This is a genomic window from Streptomyces sp. NRRL B-24085 (assembly GCF_001282115.1).
In the GTDB taxonomy this organism is placed as follows: Bacteria; Actinomycetota; Actinomycetes; order Streptomycetales; family Streptomycetaceae; genus Streptomyces.
On sequence record NZ_LJBR01000235.1, the window covers coordinates 1 to 23557 of the forward strand.

25 protein-coding genes are annotated in these 23557 nt (G+C 71.8%); 16 read left to right on the plus strand and 9 right to left on the minus strand.

Translation table 11 applies throughout. From position 1 onward, the window contains the following. The first annotated feature begins 112 nt into the window (after positions 1-112). Positions 113-1369, plus strand: coding sequence for an MFS transporter (locus AOJ26_RS24435; RefSeq protein ID WP_063790311.1), 1257 nt, complete (start codon positions 113-115; stop codon positions 1367-1369). Here the strand turns inward: AOJ26_RS24435 and AOJ26_RS24440 are convergent, their stop codons facing one another. After that, complete coding sequence (locus AOJ26_RS24440; protein WP_053850503.1) at positions 1370-1600, minus strand: hypothetical protein; 231 nt, start codon at positions 1598-1600, stop codon at positions 1370-1372. 58 nt (positions 1601-1658) lie between these two features. On the opposite strand from AOJ26_RS24440, the gene map reads away from it, so the two are divergent. Both map and AOJ26_RS24450 read left to right on the plus strand, forming a co-directional pair. Then, the gene (gene map / locus AOJ26_RS24445; RefSeq protein WP_053850504.1) at positions 1659-2516 is read left to right on the plus strand and encodes a type I methionyl aminopeptidase; all 858 of its coding nucleotides are present in this window, start codon (positions 1659-1661) and stop codon (positions 2514-2516) included. 146 nt (positions 2517-2662) lie between these two features. Beyond that, entirely contained in the window at positions 2663-3310 is a 648-nt protein-coding gene (locus tag AOJ26_RS24450) for a heme oxygenase (biliverdin-producing) (RefSeq protein WP_053850505.1), read from the plus strand. A gap of 3 nt (positions 3311-3313) precedes the next feature. Here the strand turns inward: AOJ26_RS24450 and AOJ26_RS24455 are convergent, their stop codons facing one another. After that, positions 3314-3958, minus strand: coding sequence for a PhzF family phenazine biosynthesis protein (locus AOJ26_RS24455; RefSeq protein WP_053850506.1), 645 nt, complete (start codon positions 3956-3958; stop codon positions 3314-3316). A 125-nt stretch (positions 3959-4083) separates the two neighbouring features. On the opposite strand from AOJ26_RS24455, the gene efeO reads away from it, so the two are divergent. Genes efeO through AOJ26_RS24475 form a run of 4 tightly spaced genes read left to right on the plus strand, consistent with a single transcriptional unit; the run spans position 4084 to position 8324 of the window. Beyond that, on the plus strand, positions 4084-5229 hold the full coding sequence (gene efeO, locus AOJ26_RS24460) for an iron uptake system protein EfeO (RefSeq protein ID WP_053850507.1): 1146 nt from the start codon (positions 4084-4086) through the stop codon (positions 5227-5229). 10 nt (positions 5230-5239) lie between these two features. Next, positions 5240-6487 (plus strand): iron uptake transporter deferrochelatase/peroxidase subunit, encoded by a 1248-nt coding sequence (efeB, locus tag AOJ26_RS24465; protein WP_053850508.1) that lies wholly within the window; start codon positions 5240-5242, stop codon positions 6485-6487. A gap of 3 nt (positions 6488-6490) precedes the next feature. Beyond that, the gene (gene efeU / locus AOJ26_RS24470) at positions 6491-7363 is read left to right on the plus strand and encodes an iron uptake transporter permease EfeU (RefSeq protein ID WP_053850509.1); all 873 of its coding nucleotides are present in this window, start codon (positions 6491-6493) and stop codon (positions 7361-7363) included. Further along, complete coding sequence (locus AOJ26_RS24475) at positions 7323-8324, plus strand: hypothetical protein (protein ID WP_179200390.1); 1002 nt, start codon at positions 7323-7325, stop codon at positions 8322-8324. The genes efeU and AOJ26_RS24475 overlap by 41 nt, the downstream gene beginning before the upstream one ends. A gap of 21 nt (positions 8325-8345) precedes the next feature. On the opposite strand, the gene AOJ26_RS24480 is transcribed toward AOJ26_RS24475, so the two are convergent. Next, entirely contained in the window at positions 8346-9083 is a 738-nt protein-coding gene (locus AOJ26_RS24480; protein WP_053850511.1) for a bifunctional DNA primase/polymerase, read from the minus strand. Positions 9084-9181: 98 nt separating this feature from the next. Further along, entirely contained in the window at positions 9182-9814 is a 633-nt protein-coding gene (locus tag AOJ26_RS24485; RefSeq protein WP_053850512.1) for a TetR/AcrR family transcriptional regulator, read from the minus strand. Between the two features lie 106 nt (positions 9815-9920). On the opposite strand from AOJ26_RS24485, the gene AOJ26_RS43575 reads away from it, so the two are divergent. Next, positions 9921-10103, plus strand: coding sequence for a DUF6243 family protein (locus AOJ26_RS43575; RefSeq protein WP_053850513.1), 183 nt, complete (start codon positions 9921-9923; stop codon positions 10101-10103). Between the two features lie 28 nt (positions 10104-10131). On the opposite strand, the gene AOJ26_RS24495 is transcribed toward AOJ26_RS43575, so the two are convergent. The 3 genes from AOJ26_RS24495 to AOJ26_RS24505 form a co-directional block, all read right to left on the minus strand. Further along, a complete protein-coding gene (locus tag AOJ26_RS24495; RefSeq protein ID WP_053850514.1) occupies positions 10132-11121 on the minus strand; it encodes a small ribosomal subunit Rsm22 family protein in 990 nt (329 codons plus the stop codon). 131 nt (positions 11122-11252) lie between these two features. Further along, complete coding sequence (locus AOJ26_RS24500) at positions 11253-12428, minus strand: serine hydrolase domain-containing protein (RefSeq protein ID WP_179200339.1); 1176 nt, start codon at positions 12426-12428, stop codon at positions 11253-11255. Continuing rightward, the gene (locus AOJ26_RS24505; protein WP_053850516.1) at positions 12380-13678 is read right to left on the minus strand and encodes a multidrug effflux MFS transporter; all 1299 of its coding nucleotides are present in this window, start codon (positions 13676-13678) and stop codon (positions 12380-12382) included. The genes AOJ26_RS24500 and AOJ26_RS24505 overlap by 49 nt, the downstream gene beginning before the upstream one ends. 87 nt (positions 13679-13765) lie before the next feature. On the opposite strand from AOJ26_RS24505, the gene AOJ26_RS24510 reads away from it, so the two are divergent. From AOJ26_RS24510 to AOJ26_RS24525, 4 genes are all read left to right on the plus strand, one after another. Next, on the plus strand, positions 13766-14794 hold the full coding sequence (locus tag AOJ26_RS24510; protein WP_053850517.1) for a Gfo/Idh/MocA family protein: 1029 nt from the start codon (positions 13766-13768) through the stop codon (positions 14792-14794). Between the two features lie 44 nt (positions 14795-14838). Continuing rightward, positions 14839-15597, plus strand: a complete 759-nt coding sequence (locus tag AOJ26_RS24515) for an SDR family oxidoreductase (protein WP_053850518.1) — start codon at positions 14839-14841, stop codon at positions 15595-15597. Positions 15598-15940: 343 nt separating this feature from the next. Next, on the plus strand, positions 15941-17401 hold the full coding sequence (locus tag AOJ26_RS24520; RefSeq protein ID WP_053850519.1) for an ABC transporter permease: 1461 nt from the start codon (positions 15941-15943) through the stop codon (positions 17399-17401). Between the two features lie 113 nt (positions 17402-17514). Further along, a complete protein-coding gene (locus tag AOJ26_RS24525) occupies positions 17515-18207 on the plus strand; it encodes an ABC transporter ATP-binding protein (protein WP_053850520.1) in 693 nt (230 codons plus the stop codon). Between the two features lie 12 nt (positions 18208-18219). Here the strand turns inward: AOJ26_RS24525 and AOJ26_RS24530 are convergent, their stop codons facing one another. Both AOJ26_RS24530 and AOJ26_RS24535 read right to left on the minus strand, forming a co-directional pair. Beyond that, the gene (locus tag AOJ26_RS24530) at positions 18220-19200 is read right to left on the minus strand and encodes an aldo/keto reductase (RefSeq protein WP_053850521.1); all 981 of its coding nucleotides are present in this window, start codon (positions 19198-19200) and stop codon (positions 18220-18222) included. Between the two features lie 67 nt (positions 19201-19267). Next, the gene (locus tag AOJ26_RS24535) at positions 19268-19594 is read right to left on the minus strand and encodes a hypothetical protein (protein ID WP_053850522.1); all 327 of its coding nucleotides are present in this window, start codon (positions 19592-19594) and stop codon (positions 19268-19270) included. 133 nt (positions 19595-19727) lie between these two features. Between AOJ26_RS24535 and AOJ26_RS24540 the strand changes: the two genes are divergently transcribed. The 4 genes from AOJ26_RS24540 to AOJ26_RS24555 all read left to right on the plus strand — a co-directional run bounded on the left by AOJ26_RS24540 (position 19728) and on the right by AOJ26_RS24555 (position 23367). Further along, positions 19728-20303, plus strand: a complete 576-nt coding sequence (locus AOJ26_RS24540; protein ID WP_053850523.1) for a DoxX family protein — start codon at positions 19728-19730, stop codon at positions 20301-20303. A 36-nt stretch (positions 20304-20339) separates the two neighbouring features. Then, entirely contained in the window at positions 20340-20678 is a 339-nt protein-coding gene (locus AOJ26_RS24545; protein WP_053850524.1) for a MazG-like family protein, read from the plus strand. Positions 20679-20862: 184 nt separating this feature from the next. Next, positions 20863-22116, plus strand: coding sequence for a threonine/serine exporter family protein (locus AOJ26_RS24550; protein WP_053850525.1), 1254 nt, complete (start codon positions 20863-20865; stop codon positions 22114-22116). Positions 22117-22245: 129 nt separating this feature from the next. Continuing rightward, a complete protein-coding gene (locus AOJ26_RS24555) occupies positions 22246-23367 on the plus strand; it encodes a M24 family metallopeptidase (RefSeq protein ID WP_053850526.1) in 1122 nt (373 codons plus the stop codon). The last annotated feature ends 190 nt before the right edge of the window (positions 23368-23557 follow it).

Below are 23557 nucleotides of genomic sequence, written 5' to 3' on the forward strand. Positions count from 1 at the left end.
GCCCCCAGCCCGCTGGTAGCCGCGAAAAGCAGTTGCCGGACCGGCAGCCCTCCCCCGACCATGACCGGTCGTGACCGACGACGCCCCCGCCTCCCCTTCCGGCCTTCGCGCGATGCTCCCCGACCTCGCCCCGTGGCGGGCCTCCCGGGACTTCCGGCGGCTGTGGTACTCGGGGCTGGTCTCGAACTTCGGCAGCTTCCTGACCTTCGTGGCACTGCCGGTGCAGCTCAAGGACCTGACGGGCTCGGCCGCGGCGGTGGGCGCGATCGGGGCCGTCGAGCTGGTGCCCCTCCTCGTCTTCGGCCTGTACGGGGGCGCGCTCGCGGACGCCTGGGACAAGCGGAAACTGATCGTGTGGACGGAGGCGGGCCAGGGCCTGCTGAGCGCGGGCCTGCTGCTCAACGCGCTGCTCCCGCACCCGGCCGTCTGGCCGCTGTACGTCGTCGCCGCCCTGTCCTCCGCCCTGGTCTCGGTGCAGCGGCCCGCGCTCGACTCGCTGTGGCCCCGGATCGTGGCCCACGACCACCTGCCCGCGGCGGCCTCGCTGAACTCCTTCCGCTGGACGGTCGGCGGGGTCGCGGGACCCGCGCTGGCCGGTGTCGTGGTGGCCTACGCGGGTCTGGGCTGGGCGTACGGCGCCGACCTGCTGACGTTCGTCGTCTCGGTCGCCCTGGTCGTGCGGATCGCGCCGGCCCCGGCCTCCCACGAGGCGGCGAAGCCCTCCCTGCGGTCGATCGTGGAGGGTGCCCGGTACGCGTGGAGCCGCAAGGAACTGCTCGGCACCTACGCCGTCGACCTGGCCGCGATGTTCCTGGCGATGCCGCTGGCCGTCCTGCCGTTCCTGGCGGACGAGCTGGACGCCCAGTGGTCGCTGGGCCTGATGTACGCGTCCGTCCCGCTCGGCGCGCTGCTGGTGAGCCTGGTCAGCGGCTGGACGGGACGGGTGCACCGGCACGGGCGGATGGTGGTCCTGGCCGCGGCCCTGTGGGGTCTGGCGATCGCGGCGGCCGGGGTGATGAGCAATGTCTGGCTGGTGCTGCTGTTCCTGACCGTGGCCGGAGGCTGCGACATGGTCAGCGGGATCTTCCGGGGGATCATGTGGAACCAGACGATCCCGGACGAGCTGCGCGGGCGGCTCGCCGGGATCGAACTGCTGTCGTACTCGGTGGGGCCCACCGTCGGCCAGGTCCGCAGCGGTGGTTTCGCCGCGTGGTGGGGCGTGCGGGCCTCCGTCTGGTCGGGCGGGGTGCTGTGCGCGGGGGCGGTGGGCCTGCTGGCGCTGTGCCTGCCGAAGCTGATGACCTACGACGCCCGCACGGACGAGCACGCGGCCCGGGTACGGGACCAGCGGGCCGCGGCCCGGGTGTGATCAGTCGTCCTCCCGGCCTCCCGCCGGGGCGTCGTGCCACTTGGGGTCGTTCTCCCACTCGAGGTTGCGCTCCCGGGCCGTCTCCATCGCGTGCTCGGCCTCCTTGCGGCTCGCGTACGGGCCGAAGCGGTCCTTGGCCGGGCACTGGGGCCCCTCCTCGACCTTCTTGTGCTCCAGGCAGTAGAACCATTCGCCCGGCTTGCCGGCCGCGCGCTTCTTGAACAGTGGCATGACCTGCTCCTCTCGCCACGGACATGTTCCCCCATCGCCGCTGGATAGACTCGTCCGCATGTCTGGCCAGTCGCTGCTCGTGCCCGGGGAGCTGTCCCCCACCCGTTCCGTGCCCGGAAACATCCGCCGCCCCGAGTACGTCGGCAAGCCCGCGCCGACGCCGTACACGGGTCCGGAGGTGCAGACCCCGGAGACCGTCGAGGCGATGCGGATCGCCGGCCGTATCGCGGCCCGGGCGATGGCGGAGGCGGCGAAGCTGATCGCTCCCGGGGTGACCACCGACGAACTGGACAAGGTGGCGCACGAGTACATGTGCGACCACGGCGCCTACCCGTCGACGCTCGGCTACCGGGGTTTCCCGAAGTCGCTGTGCACGAGCGTCAACGAGGTGATCTGCCACGGCATTCCGGACTCCACCGTGCTCCGGGACGGCGACATCATCAACCTCGACGTGACGGCGTACATCGGCGGGGTGCACGGCGACAACAACGCGACGTACCTGGTGGGTGACGTCGACGAGGAGAGCCGGCTGCTGGTCGAACGGACCCGGGAGTCGCTGGCCCGCGCGATCAAGGCGGTCAAGCCGGGCCGCCAGATCAACATCATCGGCCGCGTGATCGAGTCGTACGCCAAGCGCTTCGGCTACGGAGTCGTCCGCGACTTCACGGGCCACGGCATCAACTCCTCCTTCCACAGCGGCCTGATCATCCCGCACTACGACAGCCCCCACGCGACGACGGTGATCCAGCCCGGCATGACGTTCACGATCGAGCCGATGCTGACGCTCGGGACGCACGAGTACGACATGTGGGACGACGGCTGGACGGTCGTCACGAAGGACCGCAAGCGGACCGCCCAGTTCGAGCACACGCTGGTGGTGACGGAGACGGGCGCGGAGATCCTGACGCTGCCGTAGTCCCCCTTCCCCCTGGCCCGCCTTCTCCTGAGGGCGGGCTTTTCGTTGCCCGGACGGGTTTTTACCGACAGACTGTCGGGAAGGTTGCCGACAGAAGGTCGGCAAAGCATTGACTTAGGTAAGCCTAACCATAGAAAATCTGCCCCATGGACACGTTCTCCACACTCATCCGCACCGCGTCCCACGAGCAGCACGTGGAGGCGGAGACCTCGACGTTCATGAGCGACCTGCTCGGCGGCCGGCTCGGCATCGACGCGTACACGCGCTACACCGAGCAACTGTGGTTCGTGTACGAGGCATTGGAGACCGGGGCCGGGAGACTGGCGTCGGACCCGGTGGCGGGCGCCTTCGTCCGGCCCGAGCTGTTCCGGCTGCGGGCGCTGGAGCGGGACCTGGCGCACCTGCGGGGACCGGAGTGGCGGGCACATCTGTCCGCGCTTCCCGCCACCCGGGCGTACGCGGACCGGGTGCGTGCCTGTGCGGAGTCCTGGCCGGCCGGATACATCGCACACCACTACACGCGCTACCTGGGCGACCTCTCCGGCGGGCAGATCATCCGGGACCGGGCGGAGAAGACCTGGGGGTTCGAGAAGAAGGGCGACGGCGTGCGCTTCTACGTCTTCGAGGAGATCCCCAACCCCGCCGCCTTCAAGCGGGGTTACCGGGAGCTGCTGGACGCGGTGCGCGCGGACGACCTGGAGAGGCAGCGGATCGTCGCGGAGTGCAAGCGGGCGTTCGCCCTGAACACCGGGGTGTTCAGGGCACTGGGCGAGGAGTTCCCGCTGTCCGCCTGAGGCTCAGCGCTCCAGGAAGACCCGTCCTCCCACCTCGACCCAGTCGCCCGGCTGAGGGGCGGTGAGGATCTGGGAGCCGGCGCCCTGGACGATGTTCAGCGCCCGCCCGAGCTCGGCGGTGAGCTGGATGGCCGCGGCGCCGGTGGCCTCGTCCTCCTCGACGCCGTCACCCCGGCCGGGGAAGCCGCGGGCCCGGACCCGGCCGGCGGCCTCGTCCTCCCAGGCCCAGGCGTAGATCCACTCCCCCGGCGCCGGCACGGCGAGGTCGTCCACTTCGGCCGCGGTGCCGTACTGCCGGAAGGTCCGCGGTGCGGCCCACTCGGCGCGCGCCTCGATCCAGCTGAACTCCCCGTCGAGCCGGGTGCCGACGACCCCGGCGGGCGTGACGAGCTCGGGCACGTCGAGCAGCCAGGCGGCCCCGACGCAGGGGTAACCGGCGAACGGCAGCCGCAGGGAGGGGGTGTAGATGTCGATGACACCCCGCTCGGGATCGTCGACGAACACGGTCTCGCTGAAGCCGAGCTTCGCGGCGAACGCCTGTCGCTCGTCCCGGTCCGGCATCACGGACCCCTCGCGGACGACGCCCAGCTCATTGCCGTAGCCGCCGTTCGGCGCGCAGAAGACGCGCAGCACGTCGTAGTCAGTCACGGGGGAATTGAAGCATCCGCCTTGACCTTGAATCCCCCTTGACTCTTACTTGACTTTTATTTGGGGCCATACATAGATAAGCCTCAGATAAGTTAGGCGAGCCTATCCAACCCTCAGGAGCTCGTATGCGCGCCGTCAGACTGTCCGTCGTCACCGCCACCGCCATGGCGGCACTGACCGCCGTCACGGGCTGCACGGAGAAGGGAAGCTCCGGCGACAGCGACCACGTGATCGACGTGACCGCCACGGACAGCAAGTGCGAGGTCTCCAAGAAGGAGTTCCCGGCCGGCCACCTGGAGCTCGCGATCGAGAACAAGGGCTCCAAGGTCACCGAGGTCTACGTCCTGTTCCCGGACGACCGGATCGTCACCGAGCGCGAGAACATCGGCCCCGGCACCAAGCAGAAGGTCACCGCCGAGGTGAAGGCCGGTGACTACACGATCGCCTGCAAGCCCGGCATGAAGGGCGACGGCATCCGCCAGGAGGTCAAGGCCACCGGCGGGACCGCCGCCAAGCGCGACCCGCGGCTGGACGCGGCCGTCGCCGCCTACCGCAAGTACGCGCAGGAGCAGGCCGACGCGACCCTGCCGCTGGCGAAGACCTTCGCCGCCGCGGTCAAGGCCGGTGACCTGGAGGCCGCCAAGAAGGCCTACGCCCCCTCCCGCATCGGCTGGGAGCGCACCGAGCCGGTCGCGGAGTCCTTCGGCGACATCGACCCGAAGGTCGACGTCCGGGCCGACGGCCTGGAGGACGGCCAGAAGTGGACCGGCTGGCACCGCCTGGAGAAGTCCCTCTGGCAGGACAAGAAGATCACCGCCGAGGACAAGACCCTCGCCGACCAGCTCATCACCGACCTCACCGACTGGCAGAACCGGGTCGGCAAGGCGGACATCACCCCCACCTCCATGGCCAACGGCGCCAAGGAGCTCCTCGACGAGGTCGCCACCGGCAAGGTCACCGGCGAGGAGGAGCGCTACTCGCACACCGACCTCGTCGACTTCAAGGCCAACGTGGAGGGCGCCGAGAAGTCGTACGAGCTGCTGAAGCCGGTCGCCAAGGAGAACGACGCGGCCCTGGTCACCGAGCTCGACAAGCAGTTCGCGGCGCTCGACACGCTCCTCGACAAGTACCGCGCCGACAAGACGTCGTACGACTTCACCTCGTACGACAAGGTCGGCGCCGCCGATCGCAAGGAGCTGTCGGACGCGGTGAACGCGCTCGCGGAGCCGCTGTCCAAGCTCGCCGCCGCCGTCGTCACCAAGTCCTCCTGAGGCCGGGGCCATGACGGACGAAGCACACCCCTCGCCTCCCTCGCGGCGGGCGCTCATCGGCTGGGGCGGGGCCGGGCTCGCGCTCGGTGCCGCCGCGGCCGGCGGCGCGGTCGCGATGACCCGCTCCGGCGACGACATCACCCCGACGGCCGCCGAGGCCGGTGCCGCCGTGGAGTTCCACGGCGCCCACCAGGCCGGCATCGCCACGCCCGTGCAGGACCGGCTGCACTTCGCCGCGTTCGACGTGACGACCGACGACCGCGCCGAGTTCGTGCGGATGCTCAAGGACTGGACGGCCGCGGCCCGCCGGATGACCGCGGGCAAGGCGGTCGGGGACGGGGCGTACGGCGGTCTCGCCGAGGCGCCCCCGGACGACACCGGGGAGGCGCTGGGGCTGAAGCCGTCGCGGCTCACGCTCACCATCGGCTTCGGACCGTCCCTGTTCGAGAAGTTCGACCTGGCCGACCGGCGGCCCGAGGCGCTCGTCGACCTCCCGCAGTTCGCCGGGGACAACCTCGACAAGAACCGCAGCGGCGGCGACCTGTGCGTCCAGGCCTGCGCGGACGATCCGCAGGTCGCCGTGCACGCCATCCGCAACCTGGCCCGGATCGGCTTCGGCAAGGTCGTCATCAGGTGGTCCCAGCTCGGCTTCGGCAAGACGTCCTCGACCACGCCCGACGCGCAGACCCCGCGCAATCTGATGGGCTTCAAGGACGGCACCCGCAACATCGCGGGCACCGAGACGGACCGGCTCGAGAAGTTCGTGTGGGCCGACGGCAAGGACGCGGCCTGGATGGCCGGCGGCTCCTACCTCGTCGCCCGCCGCATCCGCATGCACATCGAGACCTGGGACCGCACCTCGCTCCAGGAGCAGGAGGACATCTTCGGCCGCGACAAGGGCGAGGGCGCCCCGGTCGGCAAGGCGAAGGAGCGCGACAAGCCGTTCCTGCCGGCGATGAAGCCCGACGCGCACGTCCGGCTCGCGCACCCCGACTCCAACGGCGGGGCGACGATCCTGCGCCGCGGCTACTCGTTCACCGACGGCACGGACGGCCTCGGCCGGCTGGACGCGGGACTGTTCTTCCTCGCGTACCAGAAGGACGTCCGCGAGGGCTTCATCCGGATCCAGCGCCACCTGTCCACCGACGCGCTCAACGAGTACATCCAGCACGTGGGTTCAGCGGTCTTCGCCGTCCCGCCCGGCGTCCGTGACAAGGACGACTGGTGGGGCAGCACGCTGTTCTCCGAGGAGGCCTGACCCGTGTTCTCCAACTACCTGATCGGTCTGCGGGAGGGCCTGGAGGCGTCTCTCGTCGTCTGCATCCTCATCGCCTACCTGGTGAAGACGGGCCGCCGGGACGCCCTGCGGCCCATCTGGATCGGCATCGGCGTCGCGGTCGCGCTCGCCCTCGGCTTCGGGTGCGCACTCGAATTCGGCTCGCAGGAGCTGACGTTCGAGGCGCAGGAGGCACTCGGCGGCTCCCTGTCGATCCTCGCGGTCGGCCTGGTCACCTGGATGGTCTTCTGGATGCGGCGCACCGCCCGGCACCTGAAGTCCGAGCTGCACGGCAAGCTGGACGCGGCCCTGCAGATGGGCACGGGTGCCCTGGTCGCCACCGCGTTCCTGGCCGTCGGCCGGGAGGGCCTGGAGACCGCCCTGTTCGTGTGGGCGTCGGTGCGCGCGGCCGGGGACGGCACCCCGCGCCCGCTGATCGGCGTGGCCCTGGGCATCCTGACGGCGGTCGTCCTCGGCTGGCTGTTCTACCGCGGCGCCCTGCGCATCAACCTGGCCAAGTTCTTCACCTGGACCGGCGGCATGCTGGTCGTCGTGGCGGCGGGCGTGCTGGCGTACGGCTTCCACGACCTCCAGGAGGCCAACTGGCTGCCCGGCCTGAACGACAGGGCCTTCGACATCAGCGACACCGTCCCGCCGGACAGCTGGTACGGCACGCTCCTCAAGGGCGTGTTCAACTTCCAGCCGGACCCGACCGTCCTTCAGGTCACGGTGTGGCTGCTGTACTTGGTCCCGACGCTCGCGCTGTTCCTCGCCCCGGTAGGGTTCGCCTCCGGGAAGGGGAAGGTGAAGGCACCTGATGAGCAGGGATCGCGGCCCTCGAAGGCTCCGCAGGCTTGACCGGAGCGCACTGATAGCAGCCTCCGTGACCGCTTTGTCGTTGACGGCGAGCGGATGCGTGGTGGTGCACGGCGAGCGGGAGGTGCTTCCCGCGACCACCCAGGCGGAGGCCGCCAAGGCGCTCCAGCAGTTCACGAACGCGTACAACGCGGCGGACAAGGCGTACGACAGCTCGCTGGACGCCGCCCACGTCACCGGCGCGCTCGGCGCCATCGACGCGGCGCGGCTGAAGGCCGGCAAGGCCAACAGTCCGGACGGCAACCCCTCGCACACCCCGCTGAAGCTGTCGGACGTGACGTACACCATCCCGAAGAAGGCGGGCTGGCCGCGCTGGTTCGTCGCCGACGCGGCCGGCAACAAGGGCGGCACCGCGCGCTGGCTGCTCGTGTTCACCCGCGACGGACTGGACGAGCCGTTCCAGGTGGCGTACCTGACGCTGGTGGCCGAGGGCAAGGTCCCGGAGTTCAAGAAGGACGCGGACGGCTGGGCCGAGGCGGTCCCGGCGGACTCGACGGGGCTGGCCGCCGAGCCCGGCGACCTGAGCAAGAAGTACGTGAGCTATCTGAAGAGCGGCGGGGACGCCTTCGCGAACGGAACGCACACCAGCGTGTGGCGGGCGGACCGCGCGAAGGACGCCATCAGGCCGGGACTGGCCACCCAGTACCTCGACGAGCCGCTGGTGAACGACGCCTACGCGCCCCTGGCGCTGCGCACCAAGGACGGCGGGGCACTGGTGTTCTTCGCCACGCACCACTACGTCAAGGAGACGGCCCACTCCGGTACGTCGGTGCCGAACCCCGGTGACGCCGTGCTCGCGCTGACGACCGGCGAGATCAAGCAGTCGCTGACGATGCAGTTCGTCTCCAACGAGGTCGCGCTCGACCCGCCGAAGGGCGCGGGCGACCAGCGGGTCGACGTGCTCGGGCGGATCCAGGGACTGACGTCCGCGCAGGGCTCGTAGGGGCCGGCCCGGGGCGGTCCGCTACCGGCGCAGGGGCCAGGCCGCGTTCGCGTGGTCCGGCTCCTCGCCCACGTGCCGGGCACAGGCGTCGGTGAGGACCTCCAGCAGGCTCAGCGGGTCGGGCAGCGGGTGTTCGAGGCCGCGGACCCAGTGCACGGCCTGGTCGCCGGGCAGCCGGGCGGGCGGTACGAGGACGTAGGAGCCCCGGCAGTGCCAGCGCAGGCCGGGGTGTTCGTCCGCGGTCTCGGGGTGGCAGTCCAGCTCGCACGGCCACCACTCGTCCTCGTCCTCGGGGGTGCCGCGGGTGAGGGTGAAGAAGAGGAGCCGTCCGTCGTCGCTCTCGGCGACCGGGCCGACCTCGACGCCGGCGGCCAGGAGCCGCTCCAGGGCCTCCCGGCCGGCCTCCAGGGGGACGTCGAGGACGTCGTGGACCATGCCGGTCGCGGTAATGAAGTTGGCCTGCGGCTGGTGCCGGGCCCAGCGCTCGATCTGGGCGCGGTCGGTGGTCGACTGGGTCTGCCAGGCGAAGGACACCGGGTGCCGGGCGGGTGTGGGACAGCCGACACGGTCGCAGGAGCACCGGTATCCGGGGGCGGGATGCGCGGCGGGCGCCAGCGGGAGTCCCGCTGAGGCGGCGGCCAGCAGCAGGGCCTCACGACCGCCGTCGTCCCCGGCGGCGGCCTCCTTGGGCCTGCGTCCGCGCAGCCACTGGGAGAGTTTGCCCTGCAGGCCGGTCCGGCCCCCCGACTCCGCGCTCATCTACCACCCTCGCCTCGCTGTCGTGCGGAACAGCATGCCTCATGGTCCCACCTTCCGATGCTCCGGGGGGCCCTGAGCGGATATGAGGGGTTGGGAACCTATGCCCGGGGTGCGATGCCGTTCAGGGCGTAGTCGACGAGGGTGTCGGTGTAGTCGTAGCTGATCGGGCCGGTGTGCTGGAGCCAGCGCTGGGCGAGGGGGGAGACCCACAGTTCGAGCGCGATGCGCGGGTCGATCTCGGGGCGCACCTGGCCGGCTTCCTGGGCGGCGCGCACCCGGTCGACGTAGAGCTGGAGCGAGGGTTCGAGGAGTTCGGCCACGAAGGCCCGGCAGACCTGCTCGTTGACGACGCCCTCGGCGGCCAGGGCGCGGGAGGGGGCCTCGAAGCGGGGGTCCTTGAGCTGGTCCACGGTGAGGCGCAGGACGGCCTTGAGGTCGGCGGCCAGGTCGCCGGTGTCCGGGATGGTGTAGGCCGCCTCGGGACCGGCCTCCCGGGCCGCCTGCTCGCTCAGGTCGAGGAACGCCTCCATCAGCACCTCCGCCTTCGACGACCACCAGCGGTAGATCGTCTGCTTGCCGACACCGGCGCGGGCGGCGATCCCCTCGATCGTGGTCCTGGGGTAGCCGACCTCGGCGACGAGGTCGAGGGCGGCGTCGTAGATGGCGCGGCGGGACCTCTCGCTGCGCCGGGTGGTGTCGGGGGCGGGCTGCTTGGAGCTCTGGGTGGCCATGGGGCGAACTTACCAGGTTGACAAGACGGTGCGTCTCGCCGGAGAGTGGGAGACATTCAGCGAGACGATACGTCTCGTTCGGTGATGGTTGTGGAAGGAGCAGGTCATGACACGAGGTGGAGCGGGCGGCATGCTCGGAGTCGGCGGCACCCGCAGCAACATCGGCCGCAAGGCGCTGCGCGGCGGTGGCCGCGACGGCCGGATCGGCGGTGCGCGGGACCCGCAGGCGCACCGGCGTGAACTGGTGCGGAAGCTCCAGGAGAAACGGAAGGGGGACGCGTCGGCGTGACCGGGATGCTCTCGCCCGCGGACCGGGGCTAGTGGTCCGCAGGGGGCCAGCCGTCGCCCCACGAGGCGTCCCTCGCCGCCTTGTACAGGTCGCCGTGCCGCTTGGTGACCGTGCGGCGGCTCAGCCGCTCGTCGGGCTCGCAGAGGTCGAGGAGGACCTGCCCCTTGCGGATCTGCGGGCGGCGGATCACCCGGGTGGGCACCGGGGTGACGGGAAGCCGGGTGGCCGCCACATAGCTGAACTTCTCGTCCTCGTACGGCAGTGAGCCCCCCTTGACCTGGCGGTGCAGGGAGGAGCGGCTGACCCGCGCCGAGAAGTGGCACCAGTCCTCGCCGGGGGCGATCGGGCAGGCGGCGCTGTGGGGGCAGGGCGCGGCGACGCGGAAACCGGCGGCGATGAGACGGTCGCGGGCCTCGATGACGCGGGCGTACCCGGCGGGGGTCCCGGCCTCGACGATCACGACCGCCCGCGCCGACGCCGCCGCGGTGTCGACGAGGGCCGTGCGGTCGGCCGGGGTGATCTCGTTGAGGACGTAGGAAACGGTGACCAGGTCCGTCGCGGGCAGGGCGAGGTCCGCGCCGATCCTGGCGCGTTGCCAGCGGGCGTCCCCCAGGGCGGGGTGGGCCGCGGCGATCTCCCGGCCGAGGGCGAGCGCGGGGTCGGACCAGTCGAGCACGGTGACCGCCCGGTCCCCCGGCCAGGTGGCGGCCACGGCCCAGGTCGCCGCCCCGGTGCCGCCGCCGACGTCGATGTGACCGGCCGGGGCCCAGCCGGGGACCGCCTCAGCGAACGCCTCCAGCGCCGCGTGCACCGCCTCGAAGGTGGCGGGCATCCGGTAGGCGGCGTAGGCGGCCACGTCCGCCCGGTCCCGCAGGATGGGGCTGTCGGTGGGGGTGGCTCCCCGGTAGTTGCCGATCAGCCGCTCCACCGCCTGAGCGGCCTGCTTCGGAGGGAGCCCGTCGAGAAGACCGGCGAGGGCGGCACGGAGGATTTCGGCGGGCGAGGCGGGGGCGTTCACCCGGTGATTCTAGGCGCGGGGGCGCGGCCTCCTGCCCCGACGGGGTGTGCCCGGGCGGTACGACGGCGAGGGGGGCGGTCGTACCCTCCGGGCACACCAGGGCCGCCACCCGGCACCCCCCGCGCGCTTCCTCACGTGCCGCGTACCGCGCGGGCCAGTCTTGTTGCTGCGTTCGCCCGGGGGGTGTTGTCCGGGGGGCGTCTTCTCGGGTGGACCGTGTTGGCCAGGAGGACCACGAACGTGTCGGTCGACGGGTCCAGGACCAGCGACGTGCCCGTGAAGCCCGTGTGGCCCGCCGCTCCGCGCCCCGCCAGCTCCCCCATGAACCACTTCTGGTCGATGGCGAACCCCAGGCCGGGCGGGGTCAGCAGCAGCTCCACGAAGTCCGGGCCGAGGATGCGGGCGGGGCCGTACGCGCCGCCCGCCAGCAGGGCCCGGCAGAAGATCGCGAGGTCGTGGGCGGTCGAGAACAGGCCCGCGTGGCCCGCCACGCCGCCCAGCGCCCACGCGTTCTCGTCGTGGACCACTCCCCGCAGCATCCCCCGGTCCGCCTTGGCCCACGGCCGGCGCTGGTCCTCCGTGGCCGCCGCCTGCGGGCAGGGGCCGAAGCGGGTGGAGGTCATGCCGAGGGGGCGGGTGATGCCGTCGCGGACGAGGACGTCGAGACGGCGGCCGGTGATGCGTTCGAGGACGTGCTGGAGGAGGAGCGGGTTGAGGTCCGAGTAGGTGTAGGTGCCGGGGACCCCGATGGGCGGCTCGGCCCGCAGGAGGTCCAGGCGGCTCTCGTCGTCGTCGCAGTCGTAGAGCGGGAGTTCGGGGCGCAGTCCGGAGGTGTGGGTGAGGAGTTCACGGACGGTGATGCCGTGGGTCACCGCCGCCGTGAACTCCGGGAGGTACGCGCCCACCCTCGCGTCGATGCCCAGCGTGCCGCGCTCGATCTGCTGCACCGCCGCCACGGCCGTGAACAGCTTGGTGAGGGACGCCAGGTCGAAGGGGGTGTCCACGCGGACCGGAACACGCGCCTCGGGGGGCAGTTCCACGCCCGCGTCGGCCTCGGGATCGTAGGACGCGTAGCGCACGGCCCAGCCCGACGCCTCCTGCACGGCGATCACCGGGCCGCGCCCCGCGACCAGCACGGCGCCGGGGGCCCAGGGGCGTTCACCGGTGGTGAGGGCGTGGAACTCCCGGACGAGGTGCCGGAGTTCCTCGGGGTCGAGGCCGGCCCGTTCCGGTGTGTCGACGCGCAGTCTCGGTGCGCTCAGCTCTCCGCTCCCTCCGCAGTCGCACGCCTGTTCCAAGGACGGCACATTGCCATGAAACACACGAGCGCTACCAGTGCGGCCGCCAGCTGGACGACCGCCATCGGGACGGCGGTGTCCTCCCCGGCCATCCCCACCAGCGGGGATGCGACCGCGCCGATGAGGAAGGAGGACGTGCCGAGCAGGGCGGACGCGGACCCGGCGGAGTGCTTGGTGCGGAGCAGGGCGAGGGACTGGGCGTTGGGCAGGGTGACACCCATCGCGGACATCAGGACGAAGAGACCGGCGGCGACGGGGAACAGTCCCACCTCGCCGAAGACCCCGGTCGTCATCAGCAGCAGCGCCGCGGCCGCCGCCGTCACGACGAGCAGCCCCACGCCCAGGACCCGGTCCAGGCCGACCCGGCCCACCAGCACCTTGCCGTTGATCTGGCCGACCACGACGAGTCCGACCGAGTTCACGCCGAACAGCAGGCTGAACGTCTGCGGGGAGGCGCCGTAGATCTCCTGGACCACGAACGGGGAGGCCGAGATGTAGGCGAACAGCGCGGCGAAGGCGAAGCCGCCGGTGAGCATGTAGCCGGTGAACGGCAGGTCGGCGAGGAGGCGGCGCATGGAGTGCAGGGCGTCGGCGACACCGCCGGTGTGCCGCTCGGCGGCCGGGAGGGTCTCGGGCAGCCGCGCCCACACCAGGGCGGCGAGCAGGGCCCCGACGACCGTCAGGACCACGAACACGCCCCGCCAGTCCGTCACCCGCAGGATCTGCCCGCCGACCAGCGGCGCCACGATCGGCGCGACCCCGCCGATCAGCATGAGGGTGGAGAAGAACCGGGCCATCGCCACGCCGTCGTACAGGTCCCGGACCACGGCCCGGGCGATCACTATGCCCGCGGCGCCCGCGAGTCCCTGCACCAGCCGGAAGCCGACCAGGAACTCCACGGTGGGCGCGAGGGCGCACAGCGCGGTGGCGACGACGTACACGAGGAGCCCGGCCAGCAGCGGGCGCCTGCGGCCCCAGCGGTCGCTCATCGGGCCGACCACCAGCTGCCCGAGCGCCATGCCGAGCAGACAGGCGGTGAGGGTGAGCTGGACGGTGGCGGCGGGCGCCCGCAGCGAGTCGGTGACCTCTGGCAGCGACGGCAGGTACATGTCCATCGCCAGCGGGGGTGTGGCGGTGAGGCCGCCGAGGAGCAGGGTGACCAGAAGGCCGGTGCGGCGCACGGCCGCGGCGGGCGGTTCCGTGTCCGGTACGGCCGACCGCTGCTCCAGGTGCGGTGTCGGTGCCCCCTGCTCGGGCATGTGCCCCTCCCTCTCCCGGTGATCCGCCACCTATGCTCTCAGCTCGTACAGGGTGGCGAGGATCAGGTGAGCGAGGGTGGGGCGGGAATGACGGAGCAGAGCGTGCGCTGGGGGATTCTGGCGACGGGCGGGATCGCGGCGGCGTTCACCGCGGACCTGGTGGATCTGCCGGACGCGGAGGTGGTCGCGGTGGCCTCCCGGTCCGAGGCCTCGGCGAAGGCGTTCGCGGACCGGTTCGGGATCGAGCGGGCGTACGGCGACTGGGGCGCCCTCGCCGAGGACGCGGACATCGATGTCGTGTACGTGGCCACCCCGCACGCGGCGCATCGCGCGGCCGCCGGGCTGTGCCTGACCGCCGGCCGCAACGTCCTGTGCGAGAAGGCGTTCACGCTGAACGCGCGGGAGGCCGAGGAACTCGTCGGGCTCGCGAAGGAGCACGGGCGCTTCCTCATGGAGGCCATGTGGATGTACTGCAACCCGCTGGTCCGGCGGCTCAAGGCACTCGTCGACGACGGCGCGATCGGCGAGGTGCGCACGGTGCAGGCCGACTTCGGGCTCGCCGGTCCCTTCCCGCCCTCGCACCGGCTGCGGGACCCGGCGCAGGGTGGGGGCGCGCTGCTCGACCTCGGGGTGTACCCGGTGTCGTTCGCGCATCTGCTGCTCGGCGAGCCCTCCGACGTCACGGCGAAGGCGGTGCTCTCCGAGGAGGGCGTCGACCTCCAGACGGGCGCGCTGCTCTCCTGGGACAGCGGGGCGCTGGCCTCCCTGCACTGCTCGCTGACCGGCGGCACCGCCACGATCGCGTCGGTCACCGGCTCGCTGGGCCGGATCGACATCCCGAACGGCTTCTTCCACCCGGACCGCTTCGTCCTGCACCGCGACGGCCGTGACCCCGAGGAGTTCGTCGCCGACCCGGCCGACGGCCCCCGCAACAGCCTCAAGCACGAGGCCCGCGAGGTCATGCGCGCCCTGCGCGCCGGCGAGGCGGAGTCCCCCCTGGTCCCGCTGGAGGGCACCCTCGCGGTGATGCGCACCCTGGACGCGGTACGCGACCGGATCGGCGTGCGCTACCCGGGAGAGCCCGCCGCCAGGGTCACGGCACCGGCGTCCGCCTGAGACAGGGCTTTGGTGTCGCGGCGGTTCACCTACGCTGCGGGCCCATGGACACCAAGAACGTGAAGAGTGCCGTGGTGACCGGTGCGGGCTCCGGGATCGGACGCGCGGTCGCCGTGGAGCTGCTGCGGGCGGGCTGGTCGGTGACGCTGGCCGGGCGGCGGGCCGGGACGCTGGAGGAGACGGCGGCCCTCGTGCCCGGGGGCGCCGCCGTCGCCGTACGGACGGACGTCTCGGTCCCCGACGACGTGGCCGCGCTGTTCGCCGCCGCCGTGGAGCGGTTCGGGCGGGTGGACCTGCTGTTCAACAACGCGGGGACCTTCGGGCCCGGCGGGGTGCCGGTGGAGGACCTGCCGTACGACGCGTGGCGGCACGTCGTGGACACCAACCTCAACGGGGCGTTCCTGTGCGCGCAGGCGGCATACCGGCAGATGAAGGAGCAGGACCCGCAGGGCGGCCGCATCATCAACAACGGCTCGATCTCGGCGCACACGCCCCGCCCGCACTCCGTCGCCTACACCGCGACCAAGCACGCCCTCACCGGGCTCACCAAGTCCCTGTCGCTGGACGGGCGGCCGTACGGCATCGCGGTCGGGCAGATCGACATCGGGAACGCGGCGACCGACATGACCGCGAGCATGGGGGCCGGAGCGTTGCAGGCCAACGGGGAGGTCGTGCCCGAACCCGTGATGGACGTGGCCGACGTGGCGCGCACGGTACGGCACATGGCGGAGCTGCCGTTGGCGGCGAACGTGCAGTTCGCGACCGTACTGGCAACGGCGATGCCGTACGTCGGGCGTGGTTGAGCGGTCGATTTCTACAAGCGGAATATGTGATTCCAGCCCCATCGCGGCCGGTCGACGGCTTATGCTCATCACGCGCCTCCACAAGAGCTTCACACTTGGGGGGCGGCGTTCCGTCGGCTTCGCCCGAGGGGGGAGCGCGGCGGCCGTCCATGGGCCGGGTGGGGGTGGATCTCGCGTGGGATCGCGAGATGCGCACCGGTCCGAGGACGGCCGCCGCGCACATTCTCAGCTCACGCACATCCCTTCTCAGCCGGTGCACATCCCTTCCTCACGGCCCCGCAATGCAGCGTCCCTACCTTGAGGGCGCGCCCACAGCGGGCGCCAAGAACCTTCGAGGAACGGGATGTTTGGCATCTATCTCAAGCGCGAGCTGGGCCGGCGCAAGAAGGCGGCCCTGGTCATCGCTCTGGGTCTGGCGCTCGGTATCGCGCTGGTCATCACCGTCAACTCGGTGTCGGCCGGTATGACTCAGGCTCAGGACAAGGTCCTGAAGTCGCTGTACGGCCTCGGCACCGACATGACCGTCACCAAGGCCAGGTCGGCGCCCACGTCCGGCAGTTCGGGCAGACCGAACTTCCAGTTCGACGCCTCGGCCGACGGCAGCTCCAAGACGCAGAGCTCCGACCGCGTGATGACCCAGGGCGGTCAGGCCCTGGCGTCCTCGGTGGTCACGCGGGTCGCCCAGCAGAAGGGCGTCGCCAGTGCGGTCGGCGCGCTGACACTGAACGTCACCAAGGTCGACGGCTCCTTCACCCAGGGCAAGGCCCAGAGTTCAGGCGGCACCACCGGGAACAGCGGCCAGGGCGGACCGGGCGGTGGGAACAGCACGGCCGCTCCCCGGGTCCAGGGCGGCGGCGCCGAGTTCGACGTGAACTCCTACTCGGTCGCCGGGGTCGACGTCACCGACCAGACGCTCGGCCCGCTGGCCGGCTCGAAGATCACCACCGGCAAGACCTTCACCGCCGCGCAGACGAACGCCAAGGTCGCGGTCGTCAGCAAGTCGTACGCCAAGGAGAACTCCCTCAAGGTCGGCAAGACCCTGAAGATCTCCGGCACCACGTACACGGTCATCGGCATCGCGACGCCCGACAGCAGCGAGTCCACCACCGACGTCTACCTGCCGCTGAAGCAGGCCCAGACACTGGCCGACGCCAAGAACAAGGTCACCACGATCTACGTCAAGGCGACCGACTCCCAGCAGATCGACTCCGTCAAGGCGGCGATCCAGAAGAACATCTCCGGTACGACCGTCACGACCTCCGCGGATCTGGCCGAGACGGTGTCCGGCTCCCTGTCGACCGCCTCGAACCTCGCGACCAGCGTGGGCAAGTGGCTGTCCGTCGCCGTCCTGGTGGCCGCCTTCCTGGTGGCCGCGCTGCTCACCTCTTCGGCGGTCTCGCGCCGGGTCCGTGAGTTCGGCACCCTCAAGGCGCTCGGCTGGCCGAGCCGCCGGGTCACCCGGCAGGTCGTCGGCGAGTCCGTCGTGAACGGCCTGCTCGGCGGCGCCCTCGGCATCGCCCTGGGCCTCGCAGCCGCGTACACGGTCACCGCGATCAGCCCCAAGCTGACCGCCCAGCTCGGCAGCACCGGCGGTGGTGGCGGCATGGGCGGCCCCGGTGGCAGCGGCCCGGGTCAGCAGTCCGCGCAGAACACCATGGAGATCGCGCTCTCCGCGCCGGTCTCGATGACCACCATCGCGCTCGCCGTGGGCCTCGCGGTGGCCGGCGGCCTGATCGCCGGGGCGATGGGCGGCTGGCGGGCGTCCCGGATGCGGCCGGCGGACGCGCTGCGCAGCGTGTCCTGACAGCGCCCGTCCCGTCGTAACTCCCCCTGTTCCGGGGCGCCTTGTCCACTCCCCCCGAGGCACGGCGCCCCGCCCCTCTCTTCCTTTCCCCTCCCCTTCTCCACGGAGCACTCATGTACAGACTCACGGGCGTCACCAAGCGCTACACGCGCGGCAAGGAGACGGTCGAGGCGCTGCGCGGCGTCGACCTGACCATCGAGGACGGCGACCAGCTCGTCATCCAGGGCCCCACCGGCGGCGGCAAGTCCACGCTGCTCCAGATGATCGGCGGACTGGACCGGCCGACCGAGGGCAGCGTCGAACTGGACGGCGTCGACCTCGCGAGGATCAGCGAGGCCAAGCTGACGCGGCTACGGGCGGAGAAGATCGGCATCATCTTCCAGTCCTTCAACCTCATCCCGACGCTGACGGCACAGGAGAACGTGGAGACGGCCCTCGTGCCGCTCGGCGTGAAGCCGGCCGAGCGGCGCGAGCGGGCCGCGGAGGCACTCCGCTCGGTGGGTCTGGGCGAGCGGCTCGCGCACGCGCCGGCCGAGCTGTCCGGTGGTCAGCAGCAGCGGGTGGCCATCGCGCGGGCCCTGGTCAAGAAGCCGAAGGTGCTGCTCGCCGACGAGCCGACCGGCAACCTCGACGAGTCGATGCGGGACGAGATCATGGCGTTGCTGGAAGGGCTGTGGCACGAGTACGGGCTGACGTTCGTCATGGTCACGCACGACTCGTCGATAGCCCGGCGGGCGCCGCGACTGGCGACGATCAGGGCGGGGCGGATCACCCTGACCGAGCAGCAGCGGTCCTTCGCCGGGTAGTACGCGGGCCGCTCACCGTTCCAGGATGCGGTTGATCTCGGTCAACTGGCCGTCGGTGAGCGGCCCTTTCTCCATGGCGCCCGCGTTCTGCTCCGCCTGGGCCACCGAACGGAAGCCGGGGATCGGAACGGTCCGCGGGCTGCGGGCCCAGATCCAAGCCAGCGCGCCCTGCGCCAGGGTGCGGCCCTCGCCGGTGAGGATCTCCTTGAGCGCGTCGATGCGGGCCAGCCACTCCGGATCCGCCGACGTGCCGTCGCCGAAGCCCTGGAGCCAGGCCGGCGGCCTGCTGCGGATGTCCCCGGCGTCCACGGGTCCTTGCCGCTTGCCCGCGAGCAACCCCATGGCGAGCGGGCTGCGGTTGATGCTCGCGAGCCCCGACTCCTCGCACAGGGCGAGCATCTCGGGCGCGTCCTGCATCACGTTCAGTGCGTGCTGTACGGCCGCGCAGTGCTCCCCCTCGGCGAACACCGCGGCGCGGGCCGGGTCGTCGGTGCTCCAGGCGTAGGCGCGGATGAGCCCCTCGCTGACGAACTCCTCGCACTGGTCCCGGAGTTCGGCCGCGAGTGTCGGTTCGAGGTCGGACAGGTGGAGCTGGTAGAGGTCGATGTGATCGGTGCCCAGGCGTTCCAGGGACGCGGTGAGGGCACGGCGGGCGTACCGGGGCGTGGGGTCGGAGCCGGTGAGGGTGCGGGTGTCCTCGTCGAAGACGTTGCCCCACTTGGTGGCGAGGACGACGTCGTCGCGCCGCTTGCCGAGGGCGCGGCCCAGCACCCGCTCGCTGTGCCCGGCGCCGTAGGTGTCGGCCGTGTCGAAGAAGGTGATGCCGAGGTCGAGGGCGCGCCGGACGGCCCGTACGGACTCCTCGTCGTCGACCTTGCCCCAGCCGAGCGGCTGCCCGTCGGTGCTCTGCCATTCGCCGCCGATCGCCCAGCAGCCGAAGCCGAGCGCGCTGACCTCGATGCCGGAGCGGCCGAGAGTGCGTGTGATCTCCATGCTCCGGAACGTTAGGAGTTGGAGTGCGCTCCAGGGCAAGGGCTTTCCGCGGCGGGGTTCCTGCCTTTCAGGCCTGGCCGGTCTCGAAGCGGGAGATCCTGCCGTCCTCCCCGACCGTGAAGTCCCAGCGGGTGCGCATCTCGCCCCAGGCGTCGTTGCGGTAGTGGGCCAGGAGGGAACGGCCGCCGTTGGACTCGTTGTCGACGTCGAGATGGCCGTGAGAGGAGAAGATCTCCCGGTCGACCCACTCGTCGAGGTCGCGGTCGCTGCCGTCGTCCGCCATGGTCGCCCCGGGCGCGAGAAGGGCCAGGAAGGCCTCGCGGTCATGGGCGTTGACGGCGCAGACGAAGGCGCGGACGGCCGGGTCGCTGAGTTTGGCGGGCTGGATCGTCATGCCTGCCAGGCTCACACCGCGTGCGCGCGGCCGCCACCCGAACGGCGGCCCGCGTCTTCCGGGCGGGTGTGAGGGGTGCGACGGTGGACACGCGAGGGGGGTCTCGTTCCACCTCTTCTGCTGGGAGTTCATCGTGACCGCTTACGACCGACGCGATCTGGGCCTGCTGCTGCTCCGGCTGGGAACCGGAGGTGTGCTGGCCGCCCACGGCGCGCAGAAACTGCTCGGCTGGTTCGGCGGGGGCGGCTTGGAGGGCACGGGCCAGTTCATGGAGTCCGTCGGCTACGCACCGGGCCGGGCGAGCGCCACGGCGGCGGGGCTTGCCGAGGCGGGCGGCGGCACCCTGCTGGCACTGGGCCTGGCCACCCCGGCGGCGGGCGCGGCGGCGGCCGGCGCGATGGCCGGCGCCTCCGCGGTGCACGCCCCCAACGGCTTCTTCAACGCGGGCGGCGGCTACGAGTACGCGGCCACGCTGGGCCTGACGGCGGCGGGCCTCGCGGTGACGGGTCCCGGCCGCCTCTCCCTGGACCACGCCCTCGGCCACACGGTGAACCGGGGCTGGATGGTACCGGCTGCCCTCGGAGCGACGGCACTGGTGACGACGCTGGTCGTTGGAGCCCGGAACCGACGGCTGCGGGAGAAGGAGAACGGCGGGGACGACGGCCAGTCGTCGCTGTTCGCGGAGGAGGAGGCGTTGTTCGGGGAGTAGGCGAGCGGGGCCCCTCGCCGTGGCAAGCTCCTGCACATGAATGATCACGGCACCCCCTCCCCCGACCTCTGGAAGTCCGTCGACGCCCTGTGGACCTGGCTGGAGGCGGATCAGCCGGTGAGCGGTAGGGAGGGCCTCCTGCTGCGCATGCTGAAACTCTCCGAGGAGGTCGGCGAGGTCTCCGAGGCGGTGATCGGGGCGATCGGCCAGAACCCCCGCAAGGGCGTCAGCCACAGCTGGGAGGACGTGCAGGGCGAGCTGTGCGACGTGGTGATCACAGCGCTCGTGGCGCTGCGCACGCTGACGCCGGACACGCGTGAGGTCTTCATGGAGCACCTGACCCGCGTCACGGACCGATCGCTGGGCCCTCGCTAGCGTGCTCGCCCCGGACGGGTGGCAGCACGGCTCCGCGACGCCGTACGCGGGTGGCCGGTTCGCCGTTCGGGCAACGCCCGGGTGTCGCCCTGGTGTCGCCCGTACGGCCCACCCGTCTCGCCGCGCCTTCCCACCGCGACGCACGCTGGAGCTGCCGTACGGACCGCCGCCGAAGGAGCCGCCCGTGGAGTCACGTGCCGCTCCCGGCCTGGACGAGCTGACCCTTTTCCTCACCCGGCTCACCCGGCTGCTCCTTGAGACCAGCGGCGAGGGCGCCGAGGGCATCGAGGAGACGGTGATCGACACGGCCCGTGCGCTCGGCGGTGACGCGGACCTGCTCCTCGTCCCGGACGGTGCCGCGCTCATGGTGACCGGACCGGACGGGGACAGCCGTACCGTCACCGTCCGCGCCTTCCCGGAGGTGTTCCGCCTCGATCAGGTCGCGGCCCTGAAGCCGCTGTTGCGGGACGTACGGGCGGGGGACGTGACGGTCCGGGAGGCCGACCGCGCACTGGCCCGGATCACGGGGGCGCGGCCGCCGTATCCCTGGTGGGCCAAGCTGCTGGGGATCGTGCTGTTCTCGCTGGGGTTCGCGCCGCTGATGCAGCCGACCTGGTACGAGATCGCCACGACCGCGGTGCTCGCGACGATCGCCGCGAGTCTCGCGGTGGCCGCCGACCGTGTCCCGCGGCTGGCGGCGGTGCTGCCGCTGGTGGTGTCCGCGGTCGTCTCGGTCGTCACGCTGGAGGTGTTCGCCCGCACCCCGGAGCACGGCGGCCCGGTGCTGCTGATGCTCCCGGCGCTGTTCTTCTTCGTCCCCGGCGACTATCTGAGCGCCGCCGCGGCCGAGTTGGCGGCGGGCCGCATCACGACGGGCGCGATCCGGCTGGTCTACTCGGTGTTCCTGCTGGTCCAGTTGTATCTCGGCGTCCTGCTCGGCGTGTTCGCGACCGGTACGTCGACACGGGCGCTGTTCGACGTGGCGGCGGAGTCGGATCTGCCGCGCTGGGCGCTGTTCCTGGCGTGGATCGTGTTCACGGCCGGGACGGTGCTCGCCTTCGCGGTCCCGGCGCGCTTGTTCTGGCCGCTGCTGGCGCTGGTGTACGTCACGGTGGCGGTGCAGTCGCTGTTCACGAAGCTGATCGGCGAGACGGGCGGCACGTTCGTCGCCGCGGCGACGCTGACGGCGGCGGCCACCGTGCTGGCCCGCGCCCCGCACCGCCCGCCCCGCCTGGTCCTCCTGCTGCCGGGTTTCTTCACCCTCACCGTCGGCTCCCTCGGGATGCGCGGTCTGACGACCCTGGCGGGCGGCTATGTCGTCGAGGGGTTCCAGGACCTGCTGAAGCTGGTCACGATCGTCACGGCGATCGCTGTGGGGATGCTGTTCGGGGCGGTGCTCGCAGGACGGTCGGGAGAGCGGATCACGGGCTCGGACTGAGCTCGGCGTTCACCAGTACTCGGCGTTCACCCGAGCTCGGCGTTCACCCGTTCGGCGTAAGCCCTCAGGTACCCCGCACCCCGCTCCTCCGACGATGAACCGGACGACGGCAGCGGCCGGAGGAGCCCCATGAACGACACCCCCGTCCCCTTCACAGAACAGGACTACGCGGCCCGAATGACGAGGGCGGCCAGGGACGCGTCCGCATCCGGCCTGGCAGGACTGCTCATCACCCCCGGCCCGGACCTGGTCCGGCTGTGCGGCTACCGCCCCACCGCGCCGACGAGGCGTCTCACCCTCCTCGTCCTCACCCCCGGCTCCGAACCCCGCCTGCTCGTCCCCTCCCTCGACCGCCCCGACGCGGAGGCGGCCCCCGGCGCGGACGCCCTCCGCGTCTCCGACTGGCAGGACGGCCAGGACCCGTACGCGGCAGCCACCGGCCTCCTCCTCCCCAACGGCCGCTACGGCGTCTCCGACACCACGTGGGCCCTGCACCTCCTCGGCCTCCAGGAGGCCCTGCCGCTCACGACCTACCGCCCCCTGTCCGTCGCGCTCCCGCTCCTGCACGCGGTGAAGGACGACCACGAGGTGGCCCGCCTCGCGGCGGCGGGAGCGGCGGCTGAGGCGGCGTACGGGGAGCTCCTGTCCTCGGGTTTCGCTGGCCGCAGTGAAGCGGCGGTGGCCGCCGACCTGACCCGCCTGCTGCGCGACCACGGCCACAGTGAGGTGTTCGCGGCGGTGGCGTCGGGCCGAAACAGCGCGGACCCGCACCACAGGGCGGGTGAACGGATGCTCAGGAAGGGCGACATGGTGGTCCTGCGCTTCGGCGGCCTCAAGGACGGCTACAGCTCACGCATGACCCGCACAATCCACGTGGGCGAGCCGACGGAGGAGGAGCGCACGGTCCACGACGTCGTCGTCACGGCCCAGTCGTCGGCCGTCGAGGCGATGGCCCCCGGCGTCACCTGCCGGGAGGTCGACCGCAGGGCACGCGAGCCGATCGAGGCGGCGGGCTACGGCGAGTACGCCACCGGGCGCACGGGCCACGGCATCGGCGTCGCCGCACACGAGCCGCCGTACCTCACCGGGACCGACGAGACCCCCCTCGTGCCGGGCATGTGCTTCTCGGTCGGGGCGGGGGTGTTTGTGGCGGGGCGGTTCGGGGTGCGGATCGCGGATGTCGTGACGTGCACGGAGGACGGGGGCAGGTGGCTCGACGGGACGGACCGGGCGATGGCGGTCGTGGAGTGAGCGTGCGGTGCCGTGCCTGGTCAGGGCGTGGGCGGGCCCCGGATCCGTCGGGGGACGGCCGGATCCGGGGCCCTCATGCGAGGGTGGTGAGGCGATCTGTCGCAGCTTCGGGACGATCACATATCGGGACCGGCGGGACGAAACGGCGGCCACTCCTGGGAGCTGCCTGAGCTCACCGACCAGACCAGTC

Coding starts and splice junctions, on each gene's coding strand:
- AOJ26_RS24435 (WP_063790311.1), top strand. CDS start 113: ATGCTCCCCGACCTCGCCCCGTGGCGGGCCTCCCGGGACTTCCGGCGG.
- AOJ26_RS24440 (WP_053850503.1), bottom strand. CDS start 1,600: ATGCCACTGTTCAAGAAGCGCGCGGCCGGCAAGCCGGGCGAATGGTTC.
- map (WP_053850504.1), top strand. CDS start 1,659: ATGTCTGGCCAGTCGCTGCTCGTGCCCGGGGAGCTGTCCCCCACCCGT.
- AOJ26_RS24450 (WP_053850505.1), top strand. CDS start 2,663: ATGGACACGTTCTCCACACTCATCCGCACCGCGTCCCACGAGCAGCAC.
- efeO (WP_053850507.1), top strand. CDS start 4,084: ATGCGCGCCGTCAGACTGTCCGTCGTCACCGCCACCGCCATGGCGGCA.
- efeB (WP_053850508.1), top strand. CDS start 5,240: ATGACGGACGAAGCACACCCCTCGCCTCCCTCGCGGCGGGCGCTCATC.
- AOJ26_RS24475 (WP_179200390.1), top strand. CDS start 7,323: ATGAGCAGGGATCGCGGCCCTCGAAGGCTCCGCAGGCTTGACCGGAGC.
- AOJ26_RS24480 (WP_053850511.1), bottom strand. CDS start 9,083: ATGAGCGCGGAGTCGGGGGGCCGGACCGGCCTGCAGGGCAAACTCTCC.
- AOJ26_RS24485 (WP_053850512.1), bottom strand. CDS start 9,814: ATGGCCACCCAGAGCTCCAAGCAGCCCGCCCCCGACACCACCCGGCGC.
- AOJ26_RS43575 (WP_053850513.1), top strand. CDS start 9,921: ATGACACGAGGTGGAGCGGGCGGCATGCTCGGAGTCGGCGGCACCCGC.
- AOJ26_RS24505 (WP_053850516.1), bottom strand. CDS start 13,678: ATGCCCGAGCAGGGGGCACCGACACCGCACCTGGAGCAGCGGTCGGCC.
- AOJ26_RS24510 (WP_053850517.1), top strand. CDS start 13,766: ATGACGGAGCAGAGCGTGCGCTGGGGGATTCTGGCGACGGGCGGGATC.
- AOJ26_RS24515 (WP_053850518.1), top strand. CDS start 14,839: ATGGACACCAAGAACGTGAAGAGTGCCGTGGTGACCGGTGCGGGCTCC.
- AOJ26_RS24520 (WP_053850519.1), top strand. CDS start 15,941: ATGTTTGGCATCTATCTCAAGCGCGAGCTGGGCCGGCGCAAGAAGGCG.
- AOJ26_RS24525 (WP_053850520.1), top strand. CDS start 17,515: ATGTACAGACTCACGGGCGTCACCAAGCGCTACACGCGCGGCAAGGAG.
- AOJ26_RS24530 (WP_053850521.1), bottom strand. CDS start 19,200: ATGGAGATCACACGCACTCTCGGCCGCTCCGGCATCGAGGTCAGCGCG.
- AOJ26_RS24535 (WP_053850522.1), bottom strand. CDS start 19,594: ATGACGATCCAGCCCGCCAAACTCAGCGACCCGGCCGTCCGCGCCTTC.
- AOJ26_RS24545 (WP_053850524.1), top strand. CDS start 20,340: ATGAATGATCACGGCACCCCCTCCCCCGACCTCTGGAAGTCCGTCGAC.
- AOJ26_RS24555 (WP_053850526.1), top strand. CDS start 22,246: ATGAACGACACCCCCGTCCCCTTCACAGAACAGGACTACGCGGCCCGA.